Source organism: Candidatus Nanosynsacchari sp. TM7_ANC_38.39_G1_1 (assembly GCF_004138385.1).
This window is the reverse complement of sequence record NZ_PQNZ01000001.1, coordinates 13436-40214: the sequence shown is the minus strand read 5'-3', so window position 1 is coordinate 40214 and position 26779 is coordinate 13436. Positions and strand designations below refer to the sequence as shown.

Annotated in this window: 27 protein-coding genes, 3 tRNA genes and 1 other annotated feature; of the genes, 5 read left to right on the top strand and 25 right to left on the bottom strand. The window is 47.5% G+C overall.

Annotated features, from left to right (window positions below; genetic code table 11):
• Positions 1-111 precede the first annotated feature (111 nt).
• The 11 genes from G1ANC_RS00195 to G1ANC_RS00145 all read right to left on the bottom strand — a co-directional run bounded on the left by G1ANC_RS00195 (position 112) and on the right by G1ANC_RS00145 (position 9385).
• Positions 112-1209 carry a helix-turn-helix domain-containing protein gene (locus G1ANC_RS00195; protein WP_129693030.1) on the bottom strand — a complete coding sequence of 366 codons (1098 nt, stop codon included), beginning with the start codon at positions 1207-1209 and terminating at the stop codon, positions 112-114.
• Positions 1210-1219: 10 nt separating this feature from the next.
• The gene (gene ligA, locus G1ANC_RS00190; protein WP_129693029.1) at positions 1220-3226 is read right to left on the bottom strand and encodes an NAD-dependent DNA ligase LigA; all 2007 of its coding nucleotides are present in this window, start codon (positions 3224-3226) and stop codon (positions 1220-1222) included.
• Positions 3207-4274 (bottom strand): hypothetical protein, encoded by a 1068-nt coding sequence (locus G1ANC_RS00185; RefSeq protein WP_129693028.1) that lies wholly within the window; start codon positions 4272-4274, stop codon positions 3207-3209. The genes ligA and G1ANC_RS00185 overlap by 20 nt, the downstream gene beginning before the upstream one ends.
• Positions 4275-4284: 10 nt before the next feature.
• Positions 4285-4370, bottom strand: a tRNA-Leu gene (locus G1ANC_RS00180).
• An 11-nt stretch (positions 4371-4381) separates the two neighbouring features.
• A tRNA-Cys gene (locus G1ANC_RS00175) sits at positions 4382-4455 on the bottom strand.
• Between the two features lie 89 nt (positions 4456-4544).
• Positions 4545-4632 (bottom strand) — tRNA-Leu (locus G1ANC_RS00170).
• 38 nt (positions 4633-4670) lie between these two features.
• The gene (locus G1ANC_RS00165) at positions 4671-6449 is read right to left on the bottom strand and encodes a peptide ABC transporter substrate-binding protein (protein WP_129693027.1); all 1779 of its coding nucleotides are present in this window, start codon (positions 6447-6449) and stop codon (positions 4671-4673) included.
• A 21-nt stretch (positions 6450-6470) separates the two neighbouring features.
• The gene (gene secG, locus G1ANC_RS00160) at positions 6471-6701 is read right to left on the bottom strand and encodes a preprotein translocase subunit SecG (protein WP_129693026.1); all 231 of its coding nucleotides are present in this window, start codon (positions 6699-6701) and stop codon (positions 6471-6473) included.
• Position 6702: 1 nt separating this feature from the next.
• Positions 6703-7098: a phage holin family protein gene (locus G1ANC_RS00155; protein ID WP_129693025.1), complete on the bottom strand. Its 396-nt coding sequence runs from the start codon at positions 7096-7098 to the stop codon at positions 6703-6705.
• 32 nt (positions 7099-7130) lie between these two features.
• Positions 7131-8711: an excinuclease ABC subunit UvrC gene (locus G1ANC_RS00150; protein WP_129693024.1), complete on the bottom strand. Its 1581-nt coding sequence runs from the start codon at positions 8709-8711 to the stop codon at positions 7131-7133.
• A 68-nt stretch (positions 8712-8779) separates the two neighbouring features.
• On the bottom strand, positions 8780-9385 hold the full coding sequence (locus G1ANC_RS00145) for a hypothetical protein (protein ID WP_129693023.1): 606 nt from the start codon (positions 9383-9385) through the stop codon (positions 8780-8782).
• Positions 9386-9740: 355 nt separating this feature from the next.
• Here G1ANC_RS00145 and G1ANC_RS00140 point away from each other — a divergent pair, with 355 nt between their 5' ends.
• Positions 9741-10268 carry a hypothetical protein gene (locus tag G1ANC_RS00140; RefSeq protein ID WP_129693022.1) on the top strand — a complete coding sequence of 176 codons (528 nt, stop codon included), beginning with the start codon at positions 9741-9743 and terminating at the stop codon, positions 10266-10268.
• A gap of 24 nt (positions 10269-10292) precedes the next feature.
• Here G1ANC_RS00140 and G1ANC_RS00135 read toward each other — a convergent pair whose 3' ends face one another.
• Positions 10293-11006, bottom strand: coding sequence for an HD domain-containing protein (locus G1ANC_RS00135; protein WP_129693021.1), 714 nt, complete (start codon positions 11004-11006; stop codon positions 10293-10295).
• An 82-nt stretch (positions 11007-11088) separates the two neighbouring features.
• Between G1ANC_RS00135 and G1ANC_RS00130 the strand changes: the two genes are divergently transcribed.
• Together G1ANC_RS00130 and G1ANC_RS00125 are read left to right on the top strand one after the other, a co-directional pair.
• Positions 11089-11718 (top strand): hypothetical protein, encoded by a 630-nt coding sequence (locus G1ANC_RS00130; protein WP_129693020.1) that lies wholly within the window; start codon positions 11089-11091, stop codon positions 11716-11718.
• Complete coding sequence (locus tag G1ANC_RS00125) at positions 11691-12821, top strand: M20 family metallopeptidase (RefSeq protein ID WP_129693019.1); 1131 nt, start codon at positions 11691-11693, stop codon at positions 12819-12821. Before G1ANC_RS00130 ends, G1ANC_RS00125 begins: the two co-directional genes overlap by 28 nt.
• 512 nt (positions 12822-13333) lie before the next feature.
• Here the strand turns inward: G1ANC_RS00125 and recR are convergent.
• The 9 genes from recR to rplJ all read right to left on the bottom strand — a co-directional run bounded on the left by recR (position 13334) and on the right by rplJ (position 21134).
• Complete coding sequence (gene recR / locus G1ANC_RS00120; protein WP_129693018.1) at positions 13334-13945, bottom strand: recombination mediator RecR; 612 nt, start codon at positions 13943-13945, stop codon at positions 13334-13336.
• A 4-nt stretch (positions 13946-13949) separates the two neighbouring features.
• Positions 13950-14240: a YbaB/EbfC family nucleoid-associated protein gene (locus G1ANC_RS00115; RefSeq protein WP_129693017.1), complete on the bottom strand. Its 291-nt coding sequence runs from the start codon at positions 14238-14240 to the stop codon at positions 13950-13952.
• A 45-nt stretch (positions 14241-14285) separates the two neighbouring features.
• The gene (locus G1ANC_RS00110; protein WP_164997939.1) at positions 14286-15737 is read right to left on the bottom strand and encodes a glycosyltransferase family 39 protein; all 1452 of its coding nucleotides are present in this window, start codon (positions 15735-15737) and stop codon (positions 14286-14288) included.
• A gap of 28 nt (positions 15738-15765) precedes the next feature.
• Positions 15766-17115, bottom strand: a complete 1350-nt coding sequence (dnaB, locus tag G1ANC_RS00105) for a replicative DNA helicase (protein ID WP_129693015.1) — start codon at positions 17113-17115, stop codon at positions 15766-15768.
• On the bottom strand, positions 17115-18500 hold the full coding sequence (dnaX, locus tag G1ANC_RS00100) for a DNA polymerase III subunit gamma/tau (RefSeq protein WP_129693014.1): 1386 nt from the start codon (positions 18498-18500) through the stop codon (positions 17115-17117). Before dnaX ends, dnaB begins: the two co-directional genes overlap by 1 nt.
• Positions 18501-18528: 28 nt before the next feature.
• Positions 18529-19416 (bottom strand): DUF2797 domain-containing protein, encoded by an 888-nt coding sequence (locus G1ANC_RS00095; RefSeq protein ID WP_129693013.1) that lies wholly within the window; start codon positions 19414-19416, stop codon positions 18529-18531.
• Positions 19417-19451: 35 nt separating this feature from the next.
• On the bottom strand, positions 19452-19967 hold the full coding sequence (locus tag G1ANC_RS00090) for a hypothetical protein (RefSeq protein ID WP_129693012.1): 516 nt from the start codon (positions 19965-19967) through the stop codon (positions 19452-19454).
• 223 nt (positions 19968-20190) lie between these two features.
• Entirely contained in the window at positions 20191-20568 is a 378-nt protein-coding gene (rplL, locus tag G1ANC_RS00085) for a 50S ribosomal protein L7/L12 (RefSeq protein ID WP_129693011.1), read from the bottom strand.
• Positions 20569-20609: 41 nt separating this feature from the next.
• Positions 20610-21134: a 50S ribosomal protein L10 gene (gene rplJ, locus G1ANC_RS00080; protein ID WP_129693010.1), complete on the bottom strand. Its 525-nt coding sequence runs from the start codon at positions 21132-21134 to the stop codon at positions 20610-20612.
• A 62-nt stretch (positions 21135-21196) separates the two neighbouring features.
• Positions 21197-21320 (bottom strand) — a sequence feature (ribosomal protein L10 leader region).
• Between the two features lie 73 nt (positions 21321-21393).
• Here rplJ and G1ANC_RS00075 point away from each other — a divergent pair.
• Complete coding sequence (locus G1ANC_RS00075) at positions 21394-23133, top strand: hypothetical protein (protein ID WP_129693009.1); 1740 nt, start codon at positions 21394-21396, stop codon at positions 23131-23133.
• Here the strand turns inward: G1ANC_RS00075 and tmk are convergent.
• A complete protein-coding gene (tmk, locus tag G1ANC_RS00070; RefSeq protein WP_129693008.1) occupies positions 23128-23790 on the bottom strand; it encodes a dTMP kinase in 663 nt (220 codons plus the stop codon). The genes G1ANC_RS00075 and tmk overlap by 6 nt on opposite strands.
• Before the next feature lie 17 nt (positions 23791-23807).
• Positions 23808-24566 (bottom strand): deoxycytidine triphosphate deaminase, encoded by a 759-nt coding sequence (locus G1ANC_RS00065; RefSeq protein WP_129693007.1) that lies wholly within the window; start codon positions 24564-24566, stop codon positions 23808-23810.
• Between the two features lie 62 nt (positions 24567-24628).
• On the opposite strand from G1ANC_RS00065, the gene G1ANC_RS00060 reads away from it, so the two are divergent.
• Entirely contained in the window at positions 24629-25126 is a 498-nt protein-coding gene (locus tag G1ANC_RS00060) for a dihydrofolate reductase (protein WP_129693006.1), read from the top strand.
• Between the two features lie 19 nt (positions 25127-25145).
• Here G1ANC_RS00060 and G1ANC_RS00055 read toward each other — a convergent pair whose 3' ends face one another.
• Together G1ANC_RS00055 and rplA are read right to left on the bottom strand one after the other, a co-directional pair.
• Positions 25146-25964 (bottom strand): thymidylate synthase, encoded by an 819-nt coding sequence (locus G1ANC_RS00055; RefSeq protein ID WP_129693005.1) that lies wholly within the window; start codon positions 25962-25964, stop codon positions 25146-25148.
• A gap of 60 nt (positions 25965-26024) precedes the next feature.
• Positions 26025-26714 carry a 50S ribosomal protein L1 gene (gene rplA / locus G1ANC_RS00050; protein ID WP_129693031.1) on the bottom strand — a complete coding sequence of 230 codons (690 nt, stop codon included), beginning with the start codon at positions 26712-26714 and terminating at the stop codon, positions 26025-26027.
• Between the last annotated feature and the right edge of the window lie 65 nt (positions 26715-26779).

Here is a 26779-nt window from a genome sequence, read left to right as displayed (position 1 = left end):
GAATCGAACCCGGGTTGCCAGGATGAGAACCTGGTGTCCTAACCGCTAGACGATAAGGCCTCAACGCCAGTTATTGTAGCAGAAACCTAGCCCTGTGTCTATATGCTTGTCCTAACTCACCACATCGCGTACAAATAAGTCTCTTTGTAGAACAGTTATGCCAATTGTATCACAGTATTCAGCTGGGGTTAGGTAGTTAAGCGCCTGATGAGGTCTGTAGAAATGCCAGTCGCTTAGCCACTTGTCTGCTTCCAGCTGGCGTTCTTTGACGCTGTATTGCCTATTGTCGGATTCGTTAAGGCATTCTTTCTGGTATTTGCCAATGAAGTTTTCAATGTGAGGCTTATCCTTTGGCGTATTAGGCCTAGCGAATATCTGGCGGACATTGCTATTTGCCAATAGATCAAAGGTTGCGCCAAAGTTTTCGCTGCCGTTATCGCAGACTATGGTGATGTTAGTGCCGAAGCGATCAAGTACTTTCTGCATGGCAATGCTGGCTTGCCGCGCCGTGCAAGAGGAGCTGATGTGAATAAGCGCTTCTTTGGTGTAAGTATCTATAGCGCAAAGAGCATACTGGTTAACGCCGCCATTCTTGATGTGTTTCATATCGAATTCAATGATATGCCGGGGACGATCCGGTTTGAGATAATGCCGCAAGCGCTCTTTCGCTTTACGCGTCTGCCAGCCTTTGGCGGCGGCTTTAGATAAGTTTTTGCGCAGAGTAATTGCCTTGGAAAAGAAAAGGTTAAACCTCCGAATAATTCTGCCCACCGTAGCCGAGGAAAGCTTTATGGCGTAATCTCTCAGCAAAATAACAGATACTTTCACTGCAGAGAAGCTGGGATATTCCTGCCTAATCTTCCGGATGGTATTTACCGCATGCGTATCGTACTGAACCGTACGTACGCGTTTTGGTCTTCGGCTTCTGCTTTCTAGCGCGGCTAAATCCCATCGGTTATATCTTTTTATCCATTTGTATACATATGTTCGAGACACACCAAAATATCTAGCCGTGAGGCTAACATTCCTATTAGCTTTGTTGTGATAGTAATCTAATACCTTTAGCCTATATTGAACCTTACGAAGCAGCTCGCGGCGAAATTCTTGTTTGCCTAGCTTTCGGTACTCCGTGTGTAAAACTTCCTCGTCATCCAGACACTTTTTCACGACTTTGTCGCGAACTAATTTTTGTAAATAAAATCGGACCATCACCACCCTTCTATTCTTTTATAATTTGTAGAAGTTCTTGTTCATTAATAATTTTCGTGCCGTATTGCTCGGCTTTTTTCANTTTACTGGCGCCGACTTTACCGCCAGCTACCAAATATGTTGTATCTTTTGCGACAGCAGTTTGGAATGTGCCGCCCAGCTCGCGAATATTATCGGCAGCAGCGTCGCGCCCCATAGATTGCAGTGTACCGGTGATCACGAAACTTTGCCCGACCAAGCGGCCAGATTTTTTATTGAACTGCGGCGCAACGCCCAAGTCAGCAAATTTTTCGAGCAGCGTCACATTATCTTCATCAGCAAACCACGCCACGATTGATTCAGCAACAATTTCACCCACACCATCCACTTCGCGCAGCTCATCAATAGTCGCGCGAGACATAGCCTCAAGGCTCTCAAAGTGGTTTGCGAGATCAATCGCCGTCTGCGTACCAACATGCCGAATGCCAAGGCCAAACAAAAACCGCTCCAACACTGGTTGTTTCTTAGCAGCAATGGCATCAATGAGCTTTTGCGCGGAAATCTCAGCAAAGCGCTCCAGCTGCAGCAAATCATCTTTCGTCAACCGGTAAATATCCGCCAAATCGTTAACTAGCTCAGCCTCGACCAACACCTCGACATTTTTCTCGCCCAGCGTATCAATATCCAGTGCACCTTTGGAGGCAAAATGTGCCAATGCCCGCTTCAAAATCAGCGGACCGGTCAATCCTTTGACGCGGTAGACCGCCTCGCCTGCTGGCCGCACAAATTCTAGCTCCGGATATTGGCGCGCCAATTCTGCCAGGTAATCAATTGGCTTGGAATCTGCTGGCCGCAATTCTTTCAAAACACTCTCAACCTGCGGGATGATATCGCCCGCCTTGAAAATCACCACCGTATCGCCGCGGCGCACATCCAGCCGGGCAATTTCGTCAGCGTTATGCAGGCTAGCATGCTGCACCGTCGTACCTGCCACCACCACCGGGTCAAAAACCGCTACTGGCGTAGCTGCACCCGTTCGACCGATGGAAATGACGATATCGCGGACGATGGTTGTAGCCTGCTCAGCAGCATACTTGTAGGCCACGGCGCCACGCGGATTTTTCCCGACCAGCCCGAGGCTTTCATACAGTGCGCGATCATTAATCTTAATCACTAAACCATCAGTATTAAACGGCAAATCGTGCCGCTTATCATCCCATTCGTTAACGAAATTCATCACATCAGCTAAAGTAGTAAAAACGCTCGCCTGCTGATTACGAGTAATTCCCAGAGCAGTCAGCGCCTCGTAAGCAAAGCTATTGGTCGGCACTTCAGCGTCGTTATCACGCAGCACATCATAGCCACGAAAATGCAGCGGCCGCGCCGCCACCAAAGACGGATCAAGCTGGCGAATCGTTCCCGCTGCTAAATTACGCGGATTCGCAAATTCTGGCTGCCCCAAGGCTTTTTGCTTTTCGTTAAGCTCCGCAAAGTCGCGCTTCAACATCACAATCTCGCCGCGAATTTCTGTCCGCCCGCGCAAAAATTGTTCAAAGCCTGGCGCCTCATGCAGCCGCAACGGTACATTTTTTATAGTCCGCACATTGTTCGTCACATCCTCGCCGATAAAACTATCACCGCGCGTCACCGCCTGCGTCAACACGCCATCAATATAAATCAACGCGCACGCCAGGCCATCCATCTTGATATCGGTAAAAAATTCATGCTTATGTCCCGGCATCAATTTATCAGTACGCTCAATCCACGCTTCGATTTCATTCTTATCAAACACGTCGTTCAGACTAACCATTCGCCGCTCGTGACGAACTTTTTTAAAACCTTCAAGCAGCTTGTTGCCAACCCGCTGCGTTGGACTGTCTGGCGTAATCCACTCTGGATGCGCTGCTTCAATGCTCTTTAGTTCTATCATCAAGCTGTCGTACACCGCATCGCTGACGCTTGGCTGGTCAAGCGCGTAATATTCGTAGCTGTATTGATTGAGCAGTTTTTTAATTTCTTCAAGCCGGCTTCGCGTCATCTGCTACCACCTTTCTATAAAGCAGATAAATATACGCTGCCAGCCAGACAAACAACAGCGCCATCATAAACGCGCCAGCAAACGGCACGATTGGTACCGATTCGAGCCACTTCAGCTTTGACGATAATCCGCGTTCTAGCAATACCAACGACACCATCACAACGCACCATATCACCGAGCTATAGACAAACGCCCAAACTATCCTGAGCATAATCCTTAGTCGCCGGCCAACCACCAAGTCGCTAGCAGCCTGGATTGCCCGCAGCGGATACATACCAGGCAAAGCCACCACGACTAGCGCAATAATCGTACTGGTCACCCAATAGAGTACAAGTGTTAATACACTTGCCGCCAGCAGACCGAATAACATCATACCGAAACCTTCTGTTAATATATGCACCGATACCAACGCCGAATACGCCAGCGCCATAATACCAACTGGCGATAGTTGAATTAGTAATATCAGCAACACTACCGACGTCGATATCAACGGTGCAGTTGCGTTGTACAAGCCGTCGCGTAATTTTGGCTTAAGCCCAAGTAGAATTTCGCGCAGCAACCACACCGCCGTTAGCCAAGTCATCAACACAAGCAGCGCCAGCATAACTCCCTGTTCAGCCCGCAGCGACGTCGTGTCAATCGCCAGCGACGAAAATGTCAGCATACCAGCATTTAGCAACTGTCCCACGCCGCCGTCGAAAATCTTGCCCAGCGACTCGGACACTAGCTTGCCAATTGAATCATAAGTTGACTGGCTAGTAATAATTCCTAGAAAAATTATTATCAGCGCATACAAGATTATCATGGATAAGAACAAGCCTTTATTCCTCCACAACACGCGATTGACATAGTGAGTAAAAGCAATATATCCAGGCAAACGCAAACTGCGGCGATAATCTCGCCGCCGCGTCCGCCGAAAGCTGCGATGCGGCCGCCGCTGCAGGAAACGCACATTGCGATAGCACGCCAAATACCACTTCTCGGTAAGCCAATCAAGAAATGCGCTACCGTAATGCTTCGGAGTATTATGTTTCTTTTGCTGTTTCATAAATAAGCTATGGTGCGCAAGGCGGGAATCGAACCCGCACGACTTTTGGTCAAGAGATTTTAAGTCTCTCGCGTCTACCAATTCCGCCACTCGCGCTTGTAATTTTATGGAGGCACGTACGAGAGTCGAACTCGTCTAAAAGGTTTTGCAGACCTCTGCGTAACCGCTCCGCCAACGCGCCGTCTGCTTTATTATACCAAACTACAGTTACTCTTTGAACATTAACTATGAAAAAATCGCTGGCAGAGCAACGATTTCATGATGTATATTTGGTGCACTGAAGAAGACTTGAACTTCCACGGCCACAATGGCCACTAGCCCCTCAAGCTAGCGCGTCTACCAATTCCGCCACCAGTGCATAGTGCTTTAATTGGCGTGATTATAATTATACTAACCTCACGGCGTTTTGTAAACAGAAGCCCTACCCGTAGACCACGTCGTTACGTCAGCGTAGCGATCGTTCATGGTATTTAGAGAACCGCGCGGCTCAACAATCGACGCGCCATTGTTCAAAACGTAGCTGCCTACAGATTGATACAAACCAATTGCTGGCGCATCGTTCAGCCATTGATTAACAAACTGAATATACTTAGCTGCCCGCAGAGCTGAATTAGTGCGCGAACGCCCGCCAACCAGATCGTTGTCAACTGTTCGATTAGAATAATTAGCAAAATTGTAACCAGAAGCGCTAGCCTGCGACGAATGCCAGTAGGCAAAAACGTCTGGATCAGCGCCAAGCTCCAATTCATACAACAAAGCATCGTAGTCGCGCGGCTGCAACACGCTTTGCACGAAGCTAGTAGTTGTCGAGCTGGTATCGATTTCGCGCAGCTGGACATCAACGCCAAGCTTTGACCACTGCTGCTTAAGCGCATCGACTATTTTCTTGTATTCATCGCGTCCAGACGAAGTTGTCACAGCAACCGCTAGCGGCCGGCCGTCCTTGCCTTTCCATTGGCCTTGGTTATAAGTCCAGCCTGCTTCTTTGAGCAACGCTTTGGCCTTATCTAAACTATAATCTGGCGCTGCCGGCAGTTTTTGCGCAATCTGACTTTGCAAAATCGGCGTGTCCAGCCGCGCCACATTGTCGCCGACAGTTGCGCGAATTGATGAAGTATCAGTAGCGTAGCGTAAAGCCCGGCGAACTCTAGCATCTTGAAGTGTTTGACTGCGATTATTCATCAAAAGATAGACGCCTTTGTTGAGAAGCCAATGTTTAGTCGAGTACTGTTTAGATTTAATGTTATCAGCAGCCGACAAAGACAAGCCCGAGGCTGCCGAAACCTCGCCGCTATTTACAGCTTTAACTAACAGCGACTCATTGCCGTAAGCTCGCAGCTCCAGGCGCGACAAAGTCGAAACTGCTCCGTAATATTTAGTATTCGGTTCCATCCGCACCACGTCGGTAGAGCTAGTTGACTCGCTAGTTTGAACTCGTTTAACCGCAAATGGTCCGCTGCCGACTGGGTTGCTGCTAAAATCAGCTTCGCGCATTGACGACGGACTAACACTTTGCAAAATATGCTTCGGTATTACTGGAAAAGTCAAGGCATGCGAAAACCCGGCATACACCGCTGGTAGCATAAACTCTACCGTTGAATCGTCAATCGCCCGCGCCGAAATGTCTAGCCAATTAACTCGCAAAGGCGAACGCACTTGCGGGTTTTTGATCAGATTAATTGTATATACAACGTCCTCGGCAGTCAACTTTTTACCATCGTGCCAGACGGCATTGCGCAGCTTGATTGTATAGACTTTGTCATCTTTTACCGTCATTGATTCGGCCAAGTCAGTATGCAACGCTCCGGTAACATCGTAATTATACAGAGACGAAAATAACAGCCGTGATACCGCCTGTTCAGGCTCGCTAGCCGCTAGCAAAGGATTAAGCGTGCTAATATTGCCAATCACTCCCTCGACATACACGCCGCCAGATTTAGCGCCATCCTTCTTGCTACCTTGCGAATTCCAGGAATACTGAATACCCAAGCCAGCTATCAACAAGGCTATAGCAGCCAGCCAAATCATAATCTCGGTCATCACTAAGCGGACATTTTCAATACGCCGCAGAATAAAGCGGCTAGCATGGCGCTGCGTGGCGCCTTCGGCATGCTTGACTCTCAGCGCTAGCCGCTTGTAGCCCAGCCTCAGTTTGCCTTTACTTGCTTTACTCATTTATATCCACCCTTGATTTATCTATAAGTTCGGCAGAACCAACAGTGCCACAATCGACATCACAAACGCTACAGCCAAGAAAATCGTCACTTCAAACAGGTTTTTATCGAGACCGCGCCGCGTCGTATACAATTCGCCAGAACCGCCAAATCCAGCGCCCAGGCTAGCCCCGCGCTGCTGCAGCAGAACCGAAATTATCATCAGCACCGCCGATACTACCATAACAATTTGCAAAGTTAGCGTTACGTCCATTTTATGATTTCTCCTCTCGTTCGTCGTGATAACTAAGCTCCAGAACACTACTTACTACATAGTTTACCAAACTTAATATCAAGCCTGCAAAAATCGAATTCAAGAACGTCATTTGCAAGCCTGGCGCCAGCATCAATGATAGCCAAACCAAAAAACCGTTAACAACTATCGTGAAAAAACCAAGCGTCACCAAAATCATCGGTAACGACAAAATCATCACAATCGGCTTAAGTGTCGCATTGATAATTGAAAAAATCAGCCCGGCGCCGAAAAACGCCACCAAACTAGAATCGATTTGAGCATTGCTATAACCCGTGCCAAAAATCCGCACCGCTACCCAAATTCCCAGCGAGTTCAGTATCCACCGGAGAATAAAAGCTATAAATTGTTTACTCATACTGCTACAGTATACCGCATCAGCCGTATTTTTCATAGTTGTGGCATATCGCCACCCTGGTAGCAAAAAGCCTCATAGACGCGAGTTCCTAGCGCTTGCCCGATAGCATCGCAAATTTCCGTTTGGCTAGCTCGCCTAACTGCCCGCATACTGCCAAAGCGCCGCAGTAATTTGTGCCGCGTTGCCGGACCTACACCAGGAATGTCGTCAAGCTCGCTTTTTGTGGCGCCTTTGCGCTTGAGCGTTGTATGATAACTGACGGCAAAACGGTGCGCCTCGTCACGAATACGTTGAAATAGCTTTACGACATCATCATATTCACTCATAGTATCGCTGCCGCGCAGATTTCGCGAGTGCGAACCAGCATTTTGCTGCCCAGCATGCAAATTAATTAAGTAAAAATCACCAGAATCCAGCACGCTAATACCGAGGCGCGGCTCTTTCATCAACTGGCCAAGCAGCGCATCATCATCATTAATATGCGAACGATTCTTGGCGACAACGATTTCTTCTTCGCGCTTCGCTATGCCAATTACTGGCACCGTAACGCCTAGCCTGTCTAATTCGTCGAGTACCGCACCAAGCTGCCCCTTACCACCATCAATCAACAGCAAATCCGGCATCCCCCAATCTTTACGATTTTTCTCGCTAAAGCGCCGCCTGATAGTCTCGCGCATATTAGCAGTGTCGTCGTTACGCTGCACGTGCATCTTGAACTTACGATAATGTGTCCGGTCGCTCGCGCCATTGGTGAAGACTACCATGCTGGCTACAACGTTGGTGCCGCTCATATGTGAGATATCATAGCCCTCAATCCTCGCTGGCGGCGCTGGCAAACTCAATAGCTCAGCTAACTGCGATAGTGCCCGATCTTTCGAAATATTAATGAACTCGCGATCGCCGAACATAATTCGCCGCTGCAGCTCGCGCAAATATGTCAATTTATTGCGAAGTTGCGCCGCTGTCTCGAATTCTTGGTTGCGCGCCGCTCGTTTCATGTCGCGTTCAATTTCTTGCGCGATTTTGACGCGCCCGCCCTCGATATATTTGATCAGCTTACGCAAAGATTTCTTGTACTCGTGGCTGGTCATATCAAGGCTAGGCGCCAAACCGATTTGCTCTTCTAAATTAGCGTGTTCGCGTTTAGGCGGCTTGATATAATAAGGAAAAATTTTGCGCAAATAACGCAGCGCCTTCTTGACTGGCAGACCGCTATAAAAAGGACCAATGTAGGTCGCACCGTCATCAGCAGGGCTACGCGTAAAAGTCACCGTCGGCCATTCGCTTTTCATATCAATTCGCACAAAAGTTTGCGATTTATCATCGCGCAGTAAAATATTGTAGCGCGGCATATAACGCTTGATCATCTCGCTTTCTAGAAATAGCGCGTCAATCTCGCTCTCGGTTTCGATCCAATCGGTATCATAAATTTCGGCGACTAGCGCCCGAGTTTTGGCATCAAAATCTTTGCCGCTCTGAAAATACTGGCGCACGCGGTTTTTTAACACCGCTGCTTTGCCGATATAGATGATATCGCCGCTCGCCGACTTATGAAAATAAACACCAGGGCTGCGCGGTAGAGTTTTGAGCTTTTGCTGCAACTGCTTATTCACAAGTACTATTATATCTTATATCAAGTAATCAAGCTGCTAATAATGTCAGTCAAAGCCCTCTTCAATAATTATTTTCTATTACGCAATATTATCTCAAACAACTCAGGAAAAGTATCGTCGGCCATGTCGCGCTTACCACAAAAATGCCCATACCTCGGAAATAATCGATAACAGGCAGACGGGAAAGATTTTTTTAGAATTTTTATTGCAGTATCAACTCGCACCGAGTCATTGTCAGAGTAAAATATAGTTAGACTACGTACGCGATCAAGTAGCGCCTCGTCAATCTCAAAATCAAAAAAACCGCCACGAAGCGGCTCATCATATGGAGCTTCAGGGTTAAACTTATCGCCAAAAGCTGGCGCAACAAGATAAACGTCGCCTGCACAAATTTGCGGATTCTCACTCATCCATTGAATTAGAAAACCCCCGCCACAACTATGGCCAACCAATATAGTTTCTGAATTTACATCATACTTTTCAAAAGTCTGTCGCCACAGTGAGTAATCTGGTCGCCATGATTCAGGCATCTCGGGCGTCTGAGTGTCAATACCGCAAATTAGCAGCTGCTGTTGCAGCCATGGAAGCCAAATCGAGTTACTGGCGCTCGGTAGATTTGGATTGAAATACGATTGTTTGGACGGCTTACCGTGAACAATTATCGCCTGCTTCATATTCCAATATTAACACAATGACAAGCCAGCTTATGAATTTGACAAATATGCAATGTATGATATGATAGCAAGCGAAACGATGGATGGTCTAAAACAACCCATAACAGCTTTTTGCGTAGGCGGACTTGGTAAGAGGCTCAGTTGCCTTTAATTACATTAATCATACTCTATCAAACTATGATATTAATCCTCACGATGTTCACGGTGTCACCGATGACACGACTAGTTCTCGCGTTCGCTCTCCTTCAGAACAAAAGAAATAATGGATAACGTATCTGACAGAGGCAAAGAAGGCTCTGTATTACTAATAGCCCAATGTATGGGTACGATCGCCGCCCATCAAGCATTATTGTCCATGACAGAAGAAAACATAAACACAGCACTTGTAACTTTTTCACCCCCATTACCAAACCCCGGCGAAGTAATTCAACTGCCAAATTCTAGAAAACGACGACGCCATAATGACACAGAGATGCAATGTCCGACATTTCCAGACGGCAAGATAGGTGATTTCAGCGTTCTACGCCACGAATGGCTTCCTATTCCTCGGGAGTACTTTCACAATATCCAAGAAACTCGCGATCTAGAAGAGAAACTACGTCAATCAGTCGAAATTGGCCGCGCGGCAGTAATTGCAGCAGAAAGAGACTGGAATACTAGTACTCCGTTAATTGTTAGCAGCTGGAGGCGAAGCTGGCAACTGCACGGATTGCACGAGGCTAGACAACGAGCTATCATCATACCAAAAGCTGGCCATTCGCTCCATCCAAGCGGCGAAAACAAGCACCTAGCGCCCCTCTCGCAACAGCAAGCCTGCCAATTGGTTGTCGACACTGGCTTAAAAATTTTGAGCACCAGCTTTCCAGGCAGAGAATTGAAATAAACAAGAAAGCACTTCAGCGGCCTATCAACGGCGTAAGTATTCTTCCAAAAATTCGCTCCACTCCGGCGCATTCTTCTCGCGGAAATAATGACGTAAGAAATCAACCATAATCTGCTGACGGTTTTTTGCCTCTATTCGTCCTGGCTCGGTCAGCATCAAGCCCTTCAGTTTCAGCAGCTTTTCAAAGAAATGATTGATAAAGCCGTCGGTATCATGCGTATTGCCGTCAGCATTATATTCGTGCGCCGCCAGATTAACATTCGGCCAAACCGCGGGATCAAAAATCCGCCCGCCATGATGGCAAGCATAGACCAGCGCCCGTTCAATACCGACCGCGCCAATAGCGTCGCACATGTCAGCGTCAGACACCAGCTGCCCAGCCAGCCGCTGTGGTTGCTTGCCGTTCAGCCGTTTGCTATAACCAATCGCCGCAACATTTTCCAATACCGCTCGGCGCAAATCTTCAGCCACCTTTGCTTCTGTCATAATATTTACTGCGTTCGTTAATTTCTCTGCCTGCGCCTTACCGACTAGTTTATAGTCGTCGACGTCATGCAGCCAAGCCGTCAGCAGCACTTCTTGCAAATCCACTGGCTCGCTGCATTCGCTAGCAAAACGCTCTGCCAGCAGCGCCACTCGCTCGACATGATCATCGGCGTGACCTGAGGTGTCGCTGCCTAGTAATTCACGGACCAATAGTTTAACTTTATTAAGTTCAGGAGTTTGCTTATTATTCATAGCATTTATTATATCTCATTGCCGCCACTAGCACATTAGCTGCCCTTGTATTTTTATAGTATTTATGCTATAATATAAAGATATGGCTGAAGTAATCACCACCGCCCCAAAGTCAGAAGAAGCGGAAATTGAACTGTTAATTATACCGCTAGGTGAGCTAACTTCGCACTTAGGCGACGATGAGGCGTCCACTGCTATAAAAGCGATTGCTAATTTCGTCAACCGCCGCAGCCCAGGCGATAAACAGATGCTGCCTGTATCTGATGCAGATATTGCCGGTAAATATACTGATATCGTAGCCTTGCGGCTGCCTGAAACCAAAGATGTTATAGATGCTAACTTTATCACAAACAATGTAGTCGGGTACGTTGGAGCGATGGAACCAATCAAGCATGGCGCCCGTCTAATGTCTGAAGTTGGATCGCTCAAAGTCGACGATAGTCTGCGCGGCCACGGTGTCGGAACTATATTATTTGGGAGAATTGTTCAAGCAATACAAGATGAAGGAATAACACCATATGCTTTTTGTAATTCAGATAGCCTGCCCATCGCTAAACGGCTCAATGGACATGAAATAGAATCAACAGACGAAGTGCCCCCAGAGGCATTGGAATTATGCAAAGATTGCCCTCTCTATGGCAAAACAAGTGGCAAAAACTACAGCTGTTGTGATACTGTAGTGGTATGGAACACGCCGACCAAAACCAACTAGATCTAGTTGAATTAGCTAAGCAGCTCATTGCCATACCGTCAGTATCGGGCAACGAGGCAGAAGCTTTAGATTTCGTTGCATCGTGGATGCGATCAGCTAATTTTGACGAAGTTATTACTGATGAGCGCTTTACCGCCGGGTTAATCCGTGCCAAAGGACAGACAGCAAAGCGTGCGCTCATTTTGTGCGGGCATGTTGATACGGTTTCTCCTGGCGATGAGTCAGCTTGGCGGCAGAGTCCGTGGCAACCATACGTTACGAACGGTCAGCTGTATGGTCTGGGCGCCACTGACATGAAAGCTGGCGTCGCTCTACAAATGATAGCCGCCGCCGAATACGCAAACGAACGTCGTGACGACCTTGATGTGTGGTGCGTCACCGTTGCTAGCGAAGAGGTTGATGGTGCTGGGTCAGCTGATTTTGCTAAGTATTTTTCAAAAAACACACAGTACGAAGAAGTTAGCTGCGCCATCGCCGAACCGACGGATAATCGAATTGAAATCGGACATCGCGGCAACAAGTTTGTTGAATTTATCTTTGAGTGCACATCAAGCCACGCCTCGCAAGAGAGCGCTTATTACGATAGTTCGCTGCCAGCCGTCGTGTCGTTCCTGAATAACTTGCCAGAGATTCGCGAGCAGCTTCATGCCGCCTATAGCCACGATATTTTGGGTGCTCCTAGCTTCACGCCAACGCGCGTTGAACCTGCAGGGTCATACTCTAACAACAAAACAGCTGGTGTCAGCTCTGTGATGGTCGATATCCGTACCACGCCGCCCCTGGACGCAGACTTTGAGAAGTGGGTTGACGAGATAGCTGCTCGCTACGATTGCACATGGCGGCATCCCGCTACGCCTGTGCCGTCTGCTTTATGCGATACGAACGCCAAAATCTTGAAAACCATGCAGCGCCTGCTACCAGAAGCTGAGACAGCAGTCAGCTACGGCGGCACCGATCAAGCCTTCTTCCAGGCCATTGGCGCAGAGACGGTCATCTACGGTCCTGGCGATTTCGACCAAGCGCATACAGTCGACGAGTCAGTGTCAATAACGCGGATTAACCAGACTTACGACATCTATCGGCAGCTTATCCAATCGATTTAACACCAAGCTGTCCATCTGAACATTGGCTATTACAAAACATGGTTGTAATTTTACGGAAAATTTGACTTTTTGTCCTAATATTGATATATTTATATTAACTTTTCGCTCAAAGTTCTCAAAAGGGCGAAGAGTCGTCCTTTGCTTTGAGCACGCTTCGAGAGGAGGTGAAAAAAAGTGGGAGACCGGGGAAGGCCCGTCGTTGGTAGCTACCTGATAAACACGATGCCGATAGCGATCGGCATCGTGATCGGGGCGGTACTGCGCAGCGTCGTCAAATCAGACGCACTGTGCTTCGCTCTGGTGGCTACCCTGTCGGTCCCCTATGGACTTCTTACGCACAACCTGCTGACGCGCTACTGGCGCAAGCAGGACGGTGAGAAGCGATAGAGGGGCCCGCTGAAAATAGCTCGCTGGAAACTGTTCAATTCGGTTCGAGACGCACATTTTAGCGTCTGCTGGATTGAAATCCAGTTTCCGGCTTGAGCACGTTTTCGGCGGGCTATTTTCTTTTTTTACAAAAACCGCCGCCCTTCCAGCGCGTGCCCGAGGGTAATTTGATCGGCATACTCTAGATCGACGCCCACAGGAATGCCGCGAGCTAAACGCGAGACCTTGGTAACCAGGTGCGATTCCTTGATTTGGCGCTGGATGAATAGCGCCGTTGATTCGCCCTCGACGCTAGCGTTGGTAGCGATAATAACCTCCTCGACGTTATCGTCGCGCAATCGCTGCAGTAGCTCAGGTATATGAAGCTGCTCTGGGCCGACGCCGTCAATCGGCGAAATCGTTCCGCCCAATACGTGATAAGTGCCATGAAATTGCCCGGTGCGTTCTAACGCCACTATATCTAGCGGCTCTTCAACAACGGCAACTAGCTGGCGATCGCGTTTCGGATCGTTATATAGTGGCGAGATTTCCTGGTCAGCATCAATTAGCGCGAAAGTTTTCGGGCAACTTCTGACCTGAGCATGCAACTGCCGCAAGGCATTCGCTAGCGCTTCGGTAGTGCGAGAATCGTTTTTTAGCAAGAAATAAGCATAGCGCTCAGCCGTCCGCGGCCCAACGCCTGGCAAATGACCCAACTCCTCAATAACACGCTCAAGCGCGCTTGGCAATAGAGCCATTAGTTTATAATCCGAGACTTCCTAGCCCGCCCATCAGCGGTTTCATCTTTTCGGCAGCAATTTCCTGCGCTTTAGCCATACCGTCACGGATAGCAATCTCGATCCAGTGTTCAAGCTGGTGGATATCATCCAGATCAACGTACTCTGGATTAATTTTAATTGACTTGATCTTGAGCTCGCCGGTGATTTGGACAATGACTGCACCGTCGCCCGCCTCAACCTCGACGATTTCTTTGGCTAAAGCTTTCTGCGCTTTGCGCAAATCATTCAACATTTTCATTTGATTCAAGGCCATTTTGACTCCCCTTCTTCAGAAATTAACTCTACCAATTATAACTTATTACGGCAATTTTTTGTAGACATAGAGCCGGTCGCCATTTTGAGCACGAGCGTTAGTTATAATACTCTCTAGCTGCCATTCTTTCGGAATCTTGCGGCGGGCGGCGCGTGTCGCCACAGCTTGGGTTGCTTCGGGATTAAGCTCGGTAGCAACCGTTAAGGATTTATTGTAGTGAGCAGCTAGATTATAAATAGGCGCCTCGTCCGCATCAGCCAAGAGTGTCATATTTTTTTGACGCTGCAATTGGGCATTAACTAGCGATAGATCACTGTTGTAGGCGCGAACAACAGCCGGATTGTACGTATACCCGTTAAAATATTGATTAACGCTAATATAAATCAATCCGCTAACTAACACACTCAATGGCAGCAAACCCGCAACGCGAGCATACGGATTGCAAGGAAATAGCCGATACCAGTAGCGAATCAAGAAATCAAAGCCAGTGGCAACTGCAATCACCATTAGAACAAATACTGCATACTGATTGTTATAATTAAGCAAGGCGAGCGGCACCATAACCAAACTCATCAAGATAGTAACATAGCTACGCGCTGTATAATGCGTGGCTGCCAGTCGGCAAAAACCTAGTAAAGCAATAGCCGCCAACGGCATAGCATAAGCTGGCCTCAGCAGACCGTCAGCAGCGCTATCGGTAGCAGCAAAACCAAACAAGCTAAGGCTCGAAAGCAGCGCATTAGTTTTGATATGAGCGAAGTCTGGCGGTAAACCGAGTAGTATTTTACCAATGCCTTTTGGCTCTAATATTAAGGCATAAACTAGAGGCGCCATCGCAGCCAAGCCGACCAGCAGTGCAATGAGTAGTTTTTTCTTGGGCAGCCGCTTGATAATCGCTCGGATATGCGGATGAACTAAAGCCACGATAATTATAATTAAGTCCAGGTATACACCCATCGGCAGATAAAGCGCGACGCTCATCAACACGCCACCAAGCACTTTCCAGAATGTATGAAAATGCTTGCCGCGCGTTACATACATGCCCGCAACCATCAGCCAGACTGCAACAGTGCTAAAGGTAATACTGGGCGTACCATCTTGCGCTTGGAATAGAAAATGTGTCGAAGTTGCCAATACAATCGTCGAAATGACAGCAACGTTGGGCTTGAACCAAGCGCGAATCAACATAAAAATACCTAGCATCGTCAAGGTGCCGAGCGCAATTGACGGCAGTTTAATCGAAAATTCGCTGACACCAAACACAAAAATTGATAGCCGCTGCAGTAGATAATACGGTAGATTTACCACCATCGACGGCTCAAGAGTTTGGCGCGACAACATACTAGCCTGGCTGACAGATTTGATTTCTTGCTCGCGCAAACCGCCAGGAGTATACAATACGCCGATCCATAGCACTGCCACCAAAAGTACGGCGATGCAAAAATAACTCAAAATATAGCGATATTTATATAAAGTATAGTCCGCAGGTTTACGCATACTAATTATGATTATATCACGCGAGAGATTATTCGTGGCGCTTATCGAGCGACATGAAACGCAGGCGCTCTGGGTGGAAGTATAATTGAACTTTGCCAACCGGGCCATTACGGTGTTTGGCAATGATTAAGTCGGTGATATTGGCGACATCTGGGTTGTCTGGTTCGTAATAGCCAGGGCGATAAATAAACGTAACAATATCAGCATCTTGTTCGATACTTCCCGACTCGCGCAGGTCAGCCAGCTGCGGAATTGGTGGCGTACGGTTCTCAACTGACCGACTAAGCTGGCTAAGCGCTATCACTGGTACATTCAACTCGCGAGCGATAACCTTCAAGCCGCGGCTAATTTCGCTAACTTCTTGGACGCGATTGCCGTTGTAATTACCGTTCGCCTGCATCAACTGTAGATAGTCGACGATGATTAACCCGAGCGTTTGATTATGCGCGATTCGGCGGGCTTTGGTGCGCATACCGAGAACGCTGAGTGCTGGCGTGTCATCAATATAAATCGGCGCTTCAGCCATTTCGCCCATAGCTTCACTGATCTTTGCAAAGTCGTCGTCGCTGAGATTACCAGTACGAATATTCCAGCTATCAACACCAGCAGCATCGGCCAGCATGCGGTCGATTAGCTGCTGCTTGCTCATCTCGAGGCTAAAGAACAACACTGGCAGTTTAGCAATAGTCGCCACATTGTATGCCAAGTTAGTGACAAACGTCGTCTTACCCATAGCTGGCCGGGCTGCCAATATAAATAGGTCACTGCGCTGCAAGCCGGCAGTCATATTATCGAGATCTTGATAGCCGGTGCGGATACCGCGCAGCTGACCTTTATTGCGGTGCAACTCTTCGATGCGCGAAAAACTCTCGTCGAGGATAGCTTCGATACTGACTAGATCTTGTTTAATCGTTTGGTCAGAGACGTTGAATAGCTCGGCTTCGGCTTTTTCGAGGATTTCCTGGGTTGGAATTTCTTCGTCAAATCCTAACTCGCTGATTTCGCCGCTAGCTTTGATTAGGCGCCGGCGGACAGCTTTCTGAGCAACAATTTCGGCATAACTAGTAGCATGAGCAGCTGTAGGCACGTAGTTGGTTAACTCGGTTAAGTACGTCGAGCCACCAATTGTCTCGAAATTATCCGTCTTCTTGAGTTCCTCGGTTAAAGTCAAGAGATCGACTGGCTTATGCTGCTCGTACAAATGCATCATACTTTTAAAAATCAGCTGGTGCCGTTTGTCGTAAAAATCCTGCGGTTTTACTGTCTCGCTGACATCTGCTAGCACGTCGTCGTCAATCAAAATTGCTCCGAGCAAGCTCATCTCGGCGTCGATACTCTGCGGCGGTATTTTGGCAGCGACTTCTTTTTGCTTGGCCATTACAAATTCACCTCTTCTCCTCCGCCCATAATATCAAGAATAGCGGCGGTTTGGCTATCTTTTGGCGGTTTTGGCTTAGCGCTGACGATAATTTCACGGTCAAGCTTTTGTGCCTGTAGAGCGCCAGCAAGCACTGGCAGCGACTTTTCGATTTGATTTTTAGCAAATTTCTTACCAGCAAAAATCGTTAACTGCTGATCGTCTAATTCGTAACCGCTTTTCGCGAGATAACTATAAGCGCCAGTGGATTTTGCGTGAACAGCCTCGAGAAATTTTGACCAGTCAAAATTAGCTGTTTGATTTGGCTGGACATTTTTCTTCTTTTTTTGCGGAGTATCGCTAGCTGGCTGCGGCGCGTAAACGGGTGCTGGTTCATTCACAGTCATTGGTTGCGCTGATTCTGGCTGCGCTGGCGTTGACGCCGCAGAAACATCAGAATTAGAAACATCTGCATTGGAACTGAGTGCTATCAGCAATTTGACATACGGCCAAGCGGTTTTCTGGTTTGATAATAATTTGTCGGCCAGCGGCAAGCAATTAGATTTATTGATGATGTCGCTGCGGATTTCGTGCAGTAATTGCTCGCTGATAGCATTGGCTGGCACGCCTCTATGTTCAAGTGCGCGCAAGGTATCGGCGATAGTTTGTAAATCACCCGCGCAATAAGCCTCTAGCAGCTGTCGAATTTCAGCCGTACTTGCTAAGCCTAGCGAATCTTCGACCATAGCGGCAGTGATTTTCTCGCTGCTTAAATTTCGCATTTGATCTAGCAGGCTAATACTATCGCGGAAGCTTCCCTGCCCATAGCGAGCAATTAGCTGCAGGGCGTCGTCGTCGATAGAAATCTGCTCGGCATCAGCAATGGTACGCAGATGCGCGGCAACTTCGTCTTGGCTAATTGTCCGGAAATTGAAGCGCTGAACACGGCTAAGAATCGTAGCTGGCAATTTATCGGCGTCAGTGGTTGCTAGGATAAACACGGCGTGCTCGGGCGGTTCTTCAAGCGTTTTGAGCAGTGCATTGAACGCTGATTTGCTCAGCATGTGAACCTCGTCAATAATATAGATTTTTTTGGGAGCGCTAACGGGCGCAATCTGAACCTTCTCGCGCAAATCACGGATATCTTCAACTGAATTATTGCTGGCTGCATCAATCTCGATAATGTCGAGATGAGTTGATTCATCGCGGTATGGCAAGCGATTAATTTCGTGCGCCAGAATCCGCGCAATCGACGTTTTACCAACGCCGCGCGGCCCTGTCAATAAATAAGCATGCGCCGTCGTTCCGTTAGCAATTGCCCGCTCTAAAATCGCCGTAATATGCGGCTGCCCGACAATCTCGCTCAGCGACCGGCTGCGATATTTCCGATATAAAGCCTTACCCATTTGTTATATTATAGCGCAGAATCAGCGATTAAAATAGCGAAGCTTGAACTGGCGCCAAATCTAGCTGCTCAACAGTACGGCTAATGGTCATATCGTATCCGATATATTTTTTGATTGGTAAGAAAATAAAGCGGCTATTTTGCTGCATAATTAGCATACCGCCAATTAACCCTGCGAAGCGTCCAGCGATTTTTGGCTCGATTATTTCCGTTAGATCATCGCTTTTTGGTTCGATAGTTAGCATGTATGGCGATAAATCCAAGAACTCGCTGTTATCAAACTTAACGCCTAACTGCTCTGCGATCCGCTGGATTGTTTGATGTAATTTCTGCTCGGCTAGCGTCGGATCGTAATGCTCATTTGCTAGAATTGTTGCTTTCTTGCGCAGCTGCACACTCTCGCAAAGACCTGGCAGCCGGGCGATCTTCGCTTCGTATTGGCGAGCGATGTTAGCGCTAGGAAATACTTCAAGGATAGCAGCATTGCGGGCACCTTGTTCTAACAATCGCGCTAGTTTGCGTTCAGCATAAGAAATGCCAACCTTTATCACCTCTGGCGAGAAATAAGCTAAGTATAAGATATGCGGCTGCTGATTCAGCTCAGCCTGCTGTTGGCTGATATTGGTAGTATTGTAGAATGCTGGATTGAAGCCAGTCTTTTGCTGGCACTCTGGACATTGCTCGTATTTATCATCAAGCTGGCGGTCGCCAGGACAGCGATGGCATTGCTTAGCTGCCAAATCGTACCAACCAATACATTTTTTGGTGCTAGTATCAAATGATAGAGTAAATTCGCCTTGCGGCTGCATACGCCAGAACTTACCGCCATCATCCATGACGCGCAAATACGGCAAGTTACTATTAGGATCGTAGCTGACCCGCGTGAAAAGAAAAGTTCCCTCGCCTAAATCATGCATTAATACCCCTATTTGTGACGATCCAAACTTATAGATTATAGAGCTGCTTCAACTGCCGCCCAGGTAGCATCAGGATTGTCTTCTGGCACAATGATAGTAACCTGATCGCCAACATTGATACGGAAATAGGTCACGCTCGCCAGCAAAATCCGATATTCTTTGCCCTGCGCTTCAACATAGTAAGCGCCGTCATGCTGCGTAAGCGTACCGATAACTTGCTTGCGGGCAACCGGGCCAATTTGCTTGTATATGAAACCGCCATCATCAGCGATAGTTAGTTTGAGGATATCGCCCTCAACTAGCTTAGACTTGCTAGCATAATTAGCCGGTACCGGGTAATTTTTGCCATCCGGGCCGACCATCGTCTGGCCGTCGAAAACGCCCTCGATAACTTTGCCTGAAACATCCTCGCGGCTGCTAGTCGGCATCACGACTTGCCCGTCTTCGCCCATTATGCTAATTAGTAACTCTTTGGCGGCAGCCAAATTAGTCTCGGCGTCTTGAATAAGCATCTTGAGCCGCTTGACTTGTTTCTCTGGTAATTCTGACATACTAGTCTCGCAATCCTTTGTATGTTTTTATAATATCATTCCAATTATAACGCATCAGGATATCACGTCAACCCTTTAGGCTATCTTTCCACAAGTTTAACAGATATGAACGCAAAGTCGTTGTAAAAATCGTCGACCACTTCAGGCATACAAAAACGCCCCCAGATTTTGGAGGCGTTTTCTAAAACAATACGATCGTGCGAATCTGGAAATATATTCGAGATTAAGCGACTTCGACGGTAGCGCCAGCTTCTTCCAAAGCTTTCTTGGCAGCTTCGGCTTCGTCTTTGCTGACTTTTTCTTTGATTGGGCTTGGCGCATTGTCAACCAAAGCTTTCGCCTCGCCGAGGCCAAGGCCAGTTAGTTCCTTGACGGCTTTGATGACGGCAACTTTTTGGCTGCCAGCGTCTTTCAAAGTGACGGTAAATTCAGTCTTTTCATCAGCGGCGGCCGCACCAGCGTCGGCAGCTGGACCAGCAACGGCAACTGCGGCAGCAGCTGGCTCGATGCCGTATTCTTCTTTGAGGATATTCTTTAATTCATTTACTTCGAGAACTGTCAATTTAGTCAGTTCTTCGGCAAGTTTCTTTAGGTCTGCCATAGTAATTCTCCTTGTAGTTAAATTTTAATTAGATTGGTTGCTTAAGCGGTTGCTTTGTCTGCCACACCGTCCAGCAATGCATGCAGATTGCCAGAGAGCGCGTTGGTAACGTCGTGTACCGGACTGAGCAGTTGTGCCACAGCCTCAGCGATAAGCTGATTCTTGCTCGGCAAGCCAGCCAGAGCTACCACATCGGCAGCGCTCTGAGCCAAGCCCTCACCGCTGAATCCAGCGACTAGCTCAACGCTAGGATGAGTCTTTGCAAAGTCGTTAAGAACTTTAGCAGCCATCACCTCGTCGTCGCTAGAAACAGCATAAATTAGCTGGCCTTGCAGCGCAGAAGTATCAGTCTCTTTGAACGTCTCGCTAGCGGCAAAAGCTACGCGCACCAAGCGGTTCTTGACAACTTTGACGACCACGCCATTTTCGCGAGCAGCTTTGCGCAGCTCTTGCAATTCAGCTACGCTGGTGCCCTGGTATTTTGCCACGGCAATAGCTTTTGCACTAGCAAACAACTCGCTCATCTCTGCAACCAAAGCTTGTTTCTTATCTTTGGAAATTGCCATTGATAATACTCCTTTGGTTTATTTGATATTTATGCGATCGTATTGTTAAGGGGCGACATTCGGCGAGCAACAAAAAACTTTGGCGCTCGCCAAAGACTATACTACAGGAAAAGTTGATTCCCTCGGCGGCATATTAAGCAGAATTACTCCTGCGGCCGCTGTCTCTGGCAATGTCTAATATCTATTATAGCAAATTTTACTGCATTACACAATAGCAAATGCTTGACATATTCATGCGTTTCTGATACAATAGAGATTCGTGAGAACAAAGACAAGCCCTGGTGTTTGTACAAGGGAATGTAATACGCTTAACCCTGTTGACGAGCAGGGTTTTTCCAGTCAACAATATCCAGAGAAATATAATTCAGACGATCTAGTTGACAGCCTAGCTATTAATTACCTAAGAGCAGCCTCGCGGGAGCGTCCTGATCTGATCGAGCATGCTCATAGAGTTTATGGGTTAGTTAAGGCTTTTGCCGGCGATCTTATGCCTGATACGCGCGATGCAATTATGCTGCATGATATCGTATCCCGATTCCGCAACCCAGACGGAAAATATAGCCAAGAATCGCGCGACGCTGCCGGACTAACACTATTAAGATACTTTACCGACCCCAAAATCCCCCATGATAAAGCACGCTATATGCGGGATATTTTGTCAGATTTCGACGAGATTGAGGTAGCGGCCGGCAGACATCGGAAAACGTTAGCCGACGAGGCCGCTGCAAGCTTGCCAGATGAGAATAATCGCCGCAAAGATATAACCAGCGTCATTTCCGATAGGTACGAGGGTGTCGTTCCAAGAGAAGCTTGGGCTATATCGGAAGCTCGCATCGATCCGGAATACATGAAAGACTTCTTGCAGACTGTAAATATCGAATCTGTGATTATTAAAGCCTGCGAATTAATTGATAACCTAGAACATCCGGTATCCAACCGAGAGTCCGCGCTATTGCAAGATGTCTTAGAAGCGGAATCGTTCTATGCTCCGCTATGCGAAGTATTAGGGCTAGAAGCTTTAGGCTCGAAACTGCTAGGCCTAGCAAAACGTATCCGCCTCGAAAAGTTGAACAAATTTGCTTCGATAGAGCAAGCAAGAGATATGTTATTCAATATAAAGACAGTCGGCGTCAGGCGTATATTGGAGAATATTTTCGGTGACAAATACGATGTTTCGCTTGTAGTCGGCCCTGATTATAGCGGAGAATGTCCTGCCGTAGTTGGCGAGTTCGCAGCTCAACTGCCCAGCGGTCGCCTAACCTCTGGCAATTACCGCTTGAAATCTGTCGGCTCGTGCGCTGACAAATCAGATCGCGACAACGGCAAGATGCCTATGGATCCATTTGCTCTGATGGATATCTCGCCAGACATCGAATCATCAGCGAAAAACTTTGCCGAAATAGTGCAAATCCTTTCTGGCCTGCCAAATATCGAGCTGCAAAAGGCAACTAGCAAAAAATCCGCCATCTACATCCAGGGCGCTAGCGATTACGTCGAGATTATAACTCAAACTTTAGCTGAAGCTGGCATAGACAAATCGCAAATTCAAATAAAAGAACAAACTGAAGCGGACATCGAAAAACGGGGATACAAGAAGATGGAAGTTTCAAAAGTAACGTTTATCGCAAGACAAGAACATCCGTATAAACCTGGCGAAATAATCAATATTCCTATCGAGTTTCAGTTTTTGACCAAAGATGAGCGCCAACGATCGCGAACTGGCGACATCGCACATATTGCTTACAAATATATTGATACTAAACTTAAGAAAGAAGGCTACTACGAGCTGCCCGATGACGATCCTAAAAAGAAAAAAATGGACGAAGAAGCTCGTGAGACGCGCAAGCTATTCGTAGGAGTCCTCAACGACATCCATGATCGCATGAGCCGCTTGAATCCTGATAGCTATGAAACCAACGGCCAGTCAGACGAAGGCGGCGAGAAACTATTCCACGAGCTTGAGCATCTTTTGAAAGAGCTGGATATAATTGAATTATAACTGCTGAACAATTGATTGAATTTCAACGTTTATTTGCTCGACTGTCTTGTAATGACCATTGCTGTAACATTCTATAACATGAGACGAAGGCAATTTGCTAGCAATTGTACGATAAGCGGCATCAACACGTTTTTGAAAATTACTGCTGCGTGACTCGAAAGTATCTGAAGTGTCTATACTTTGGCTGCGCTTAGCAATCCGTTTTTTACGCTCGCTCTCGTTATCAAGGGTCAAAATAATAATGAAATCTGGCTTCATGTAACGCTCGGCTGTAAAAAGTTTAGTAATTGCCATAATATGATCCGTATTAACTCCCTCGCCATAACCTTGATAGGCTAAAGTTGAAATATAGTTACGCGCCGAAATGACAACAGCGCCGCGATTTAAGGCTGGCGCAATTTTTTGTTGCCATAGTTCGTGGCGAGCAGCGCTAAATAGTGCTAAGTTGATCTCAGGATCACGGGCTAGAGTGCCGTTCTTGATTAGCGAGCGCAAGTAGCTAGCAATGGGCGTAGTTTTGCCTGGGTCGTCGCTGCCAGGCTCCTCTACGGTTATCACTTCCCGGCCTTGCTGGCAGCAGTAATCAGCTAGCAATTCAGCTTGGGTTGACTTGCCTGTACCGTCGTTACCTTCAATGACGATATAAGTACTACTCATTACATAATCTCCAGCCTTTACAATAATCCTTCGCTAAGGCCAGCGACAGGTTGCGGCAATTCTACCGGCGAAGCATAAGCTCGCGGCAATAGCATACACGGCCGCCAAGCAGCTTTAACAGCAGCAAGATCAGCGCTAATATTAGCTTGATAATTACCAGAAGCCTTGGCGTATTCGGTAGCCACTGGTCCGGTAGCACTAAAAACAATTTGCGCTATACGGTAGCCAACTGGTAGCACGATGTACTCATTTTCGTTGAGATTATGAACCTCCATAGTCCAGCGGTTAATATAACCTGGATCACCCCAACCAGCGCAGTAGCAAGCCGAGATGCCGATACGTCCAGTAGTACTACGGGCTTGCATACTAGTAGTACCTGGCGGCAGAATGCCAATAAATTCATGAGTATGAGCCAGGATTCGCTCGTTTGGCCGCAAGACGATGACCGGATGATTGTCATTAATACCTTTGATGCTATCAATGCCAGCGACACCTTGATCAGTAATTCGGCAGCGAACTTCGTGCCACGGTTTGGCAATTTTGTATTCGCCAAAGTAACGCCGAACGTCAGTTTCGTCGAATGGATTAAATAGCCTTTCCTTCCCCTGAGCGCCAGCTCTATAAAAATAATAGCCAAGCGTTACATCAACACTGCTACCATTGATACGCGCTGGCGCTGGGTCGCAAACGATATGACCGCCTGCTAGTGCTGCTGCAATTTCTCTATCGCTATAAATGCCAGTTGGCGATGATAATTCGGTCGAATCTGTTTTCATGTCTTTTCATTATACATTCACCGCTACCGCTTACACAACTAGCCTGTGATATGATTAAGTTGATGGAACGCAATCATAAAAAGCAGTGCAGCATAGTAGTCGCCTACGATCGCCGGCGCGGTATTGGCATTGACAACAAACTGCCGTGGGGGCGCAGTTTGCCAGCAGATTTGCAGCATTTTCGCCAATTAACCACTGGCGGTACAGTAATTATGGGCCGCAAAACTTATGAATCTATTGGCCGTCCGCTACCAAATCGCCAGAATATCGTATTAACTCATTCCAAGCTGGATGGTATCGCGACAGCTAGCTCGCTAGAAAGCGCTCTGCAAATGGCAAGCAAAGATACAATATACATCATTGGCGGAGCAACCGTTTACGCGGCCGCACTCAAATCAAATGTGGTAAGTAGAATATACGCTACAGAAGTCGACGCAGAACTTCCAGCGGATACATTTTTCCCCGAGCTTGACGATACTTGGCGTAAAACATCAGAAGAATCACATGCTGCTGATAATGCTAACATTTATCCTTATATATTTGCGATATATGAAAAGTAGTCTTGCCATGCAGCAATATTTAGACTGAAATTGGCGCTTTGATAGCTGGCCATGGATTGTAGTTTTTTAACCTGAAATCATCAAGGTCATAATCATCGATTGATGGTTTTGGCGTGATATCGAGAGTTGGCAGCGGACGCGGTTGGCGCGTCAACTGAAGTTTTGCTTGCTCGAGATGATTCAAATACAAGTGAACATCGCCGCCCATCCAAACAAATTCACGCGGCCGCATATCAACCTGCTGTGCAATTATCATAGTCAATAATGCATAGCTAGCAATATTGAATGGGACGCCCAGAAATGTATCGCACGATCGCTGATCAAGCCGGCACGATAACCAGCGCCGCTGGTCGGAGTCATTGGGATCAGCGGGTGTGGTATAGAATTGAAATAGCATGTGGCATGGCGGTAAAGCCATGTTGCCTACTTCGGCAGGATTCCAAGCGGTAACGATTAGCCGCCGTGAGTCTGGACTAGCGCGTAGTTGATTAATAACGTTAGCAATCTGGTCAATATGTTCACCATTAGGTGCTGGCCATGCCCGCCACTGCGCGCCGTAAACTGGACCGAGATCGCCGTTCTCGTTAGCCCACTCGTCCCAGATATGAATTCCGCGCTCTTGCAGCCAGTGCACGTTGGTATCGCCACGCAAAAACCAAATCAACTCGCCGAAGATACCTTTGGTAAAGAGCTTTTTGGTGGTAAGTAGTGGAAAGCCTTCGCGCAAATCAAAACGCATCATATGCCCGAAGATGCTGAGCGTACCAGTACCTGTCCGGTCATGCTTTTCGACACCTTCTGCTAGAATACGGTCAAGTAAATCAAGATATTGTCTCATTCCTACCCTCCTTCTAAAAATAGAGCGAGATGCTAGGTCTCGCTCTAAAATTATATGAGTTTATTTTGCTTGATAATCAACTTTGATACCGGGGCCCATCGTAGTAGCGACGGCAACCGATTTAATGTAAACACCCTTAATAGAGGACGGTTTCTGTGCCTGCAAGCTAGCAAAGAAAGTATTGGCGTTTTCAAGCAATTTTTCAGCGCCGAAGCTAACCTTACCAACACTTAAATGGATAGCAGCCTGCTTGTCGACACGATATTCTACCTTGCCAGCTTTGGCTTCTTCGGTAGCTTTGGCGACGTCGGTCGAGACGGTACCACTCTTCGGGTTCGGCATCAAGCCTTTCGGGCCGAGCAAACGAGCGTACTTACCGAGTTTTGGCATGTAGGCTGGCGTAGCGATTAAGACGTCAAAATCAAGCGCGCCCTTGTCAAGAAGTTTGACAATAGCCTCATCGCCAGCAATATCGGCACCAGCTTTTTTGGCTTTGTCGGCATCAGCGTCAGCTGCGAAAACAGCTACCCGGACAGTCTTGCCGGTACCGTGAGGCAGGACTACGGTCGAACGAATATTTTGGTCGGCTTGACGCGGATCGACACCTAAACGAACGTGAACTTCAACGCTAGCGTCAAATTTGCTCGGATTGGTTTCGGTAGCAAGTTTGATAGCATCGGCGAGCGTGTAGGCCTTGTCTTTTTCAACTTTTTCGGCAGCCTGGCGGTAAGCTTTGCCGCGGCGTTCAATCAACGGACGAACTTTTGGCGCTGGACCTTTTTTGACAGCCGCTTCAGCGTCGCCCTGTGGCGTAG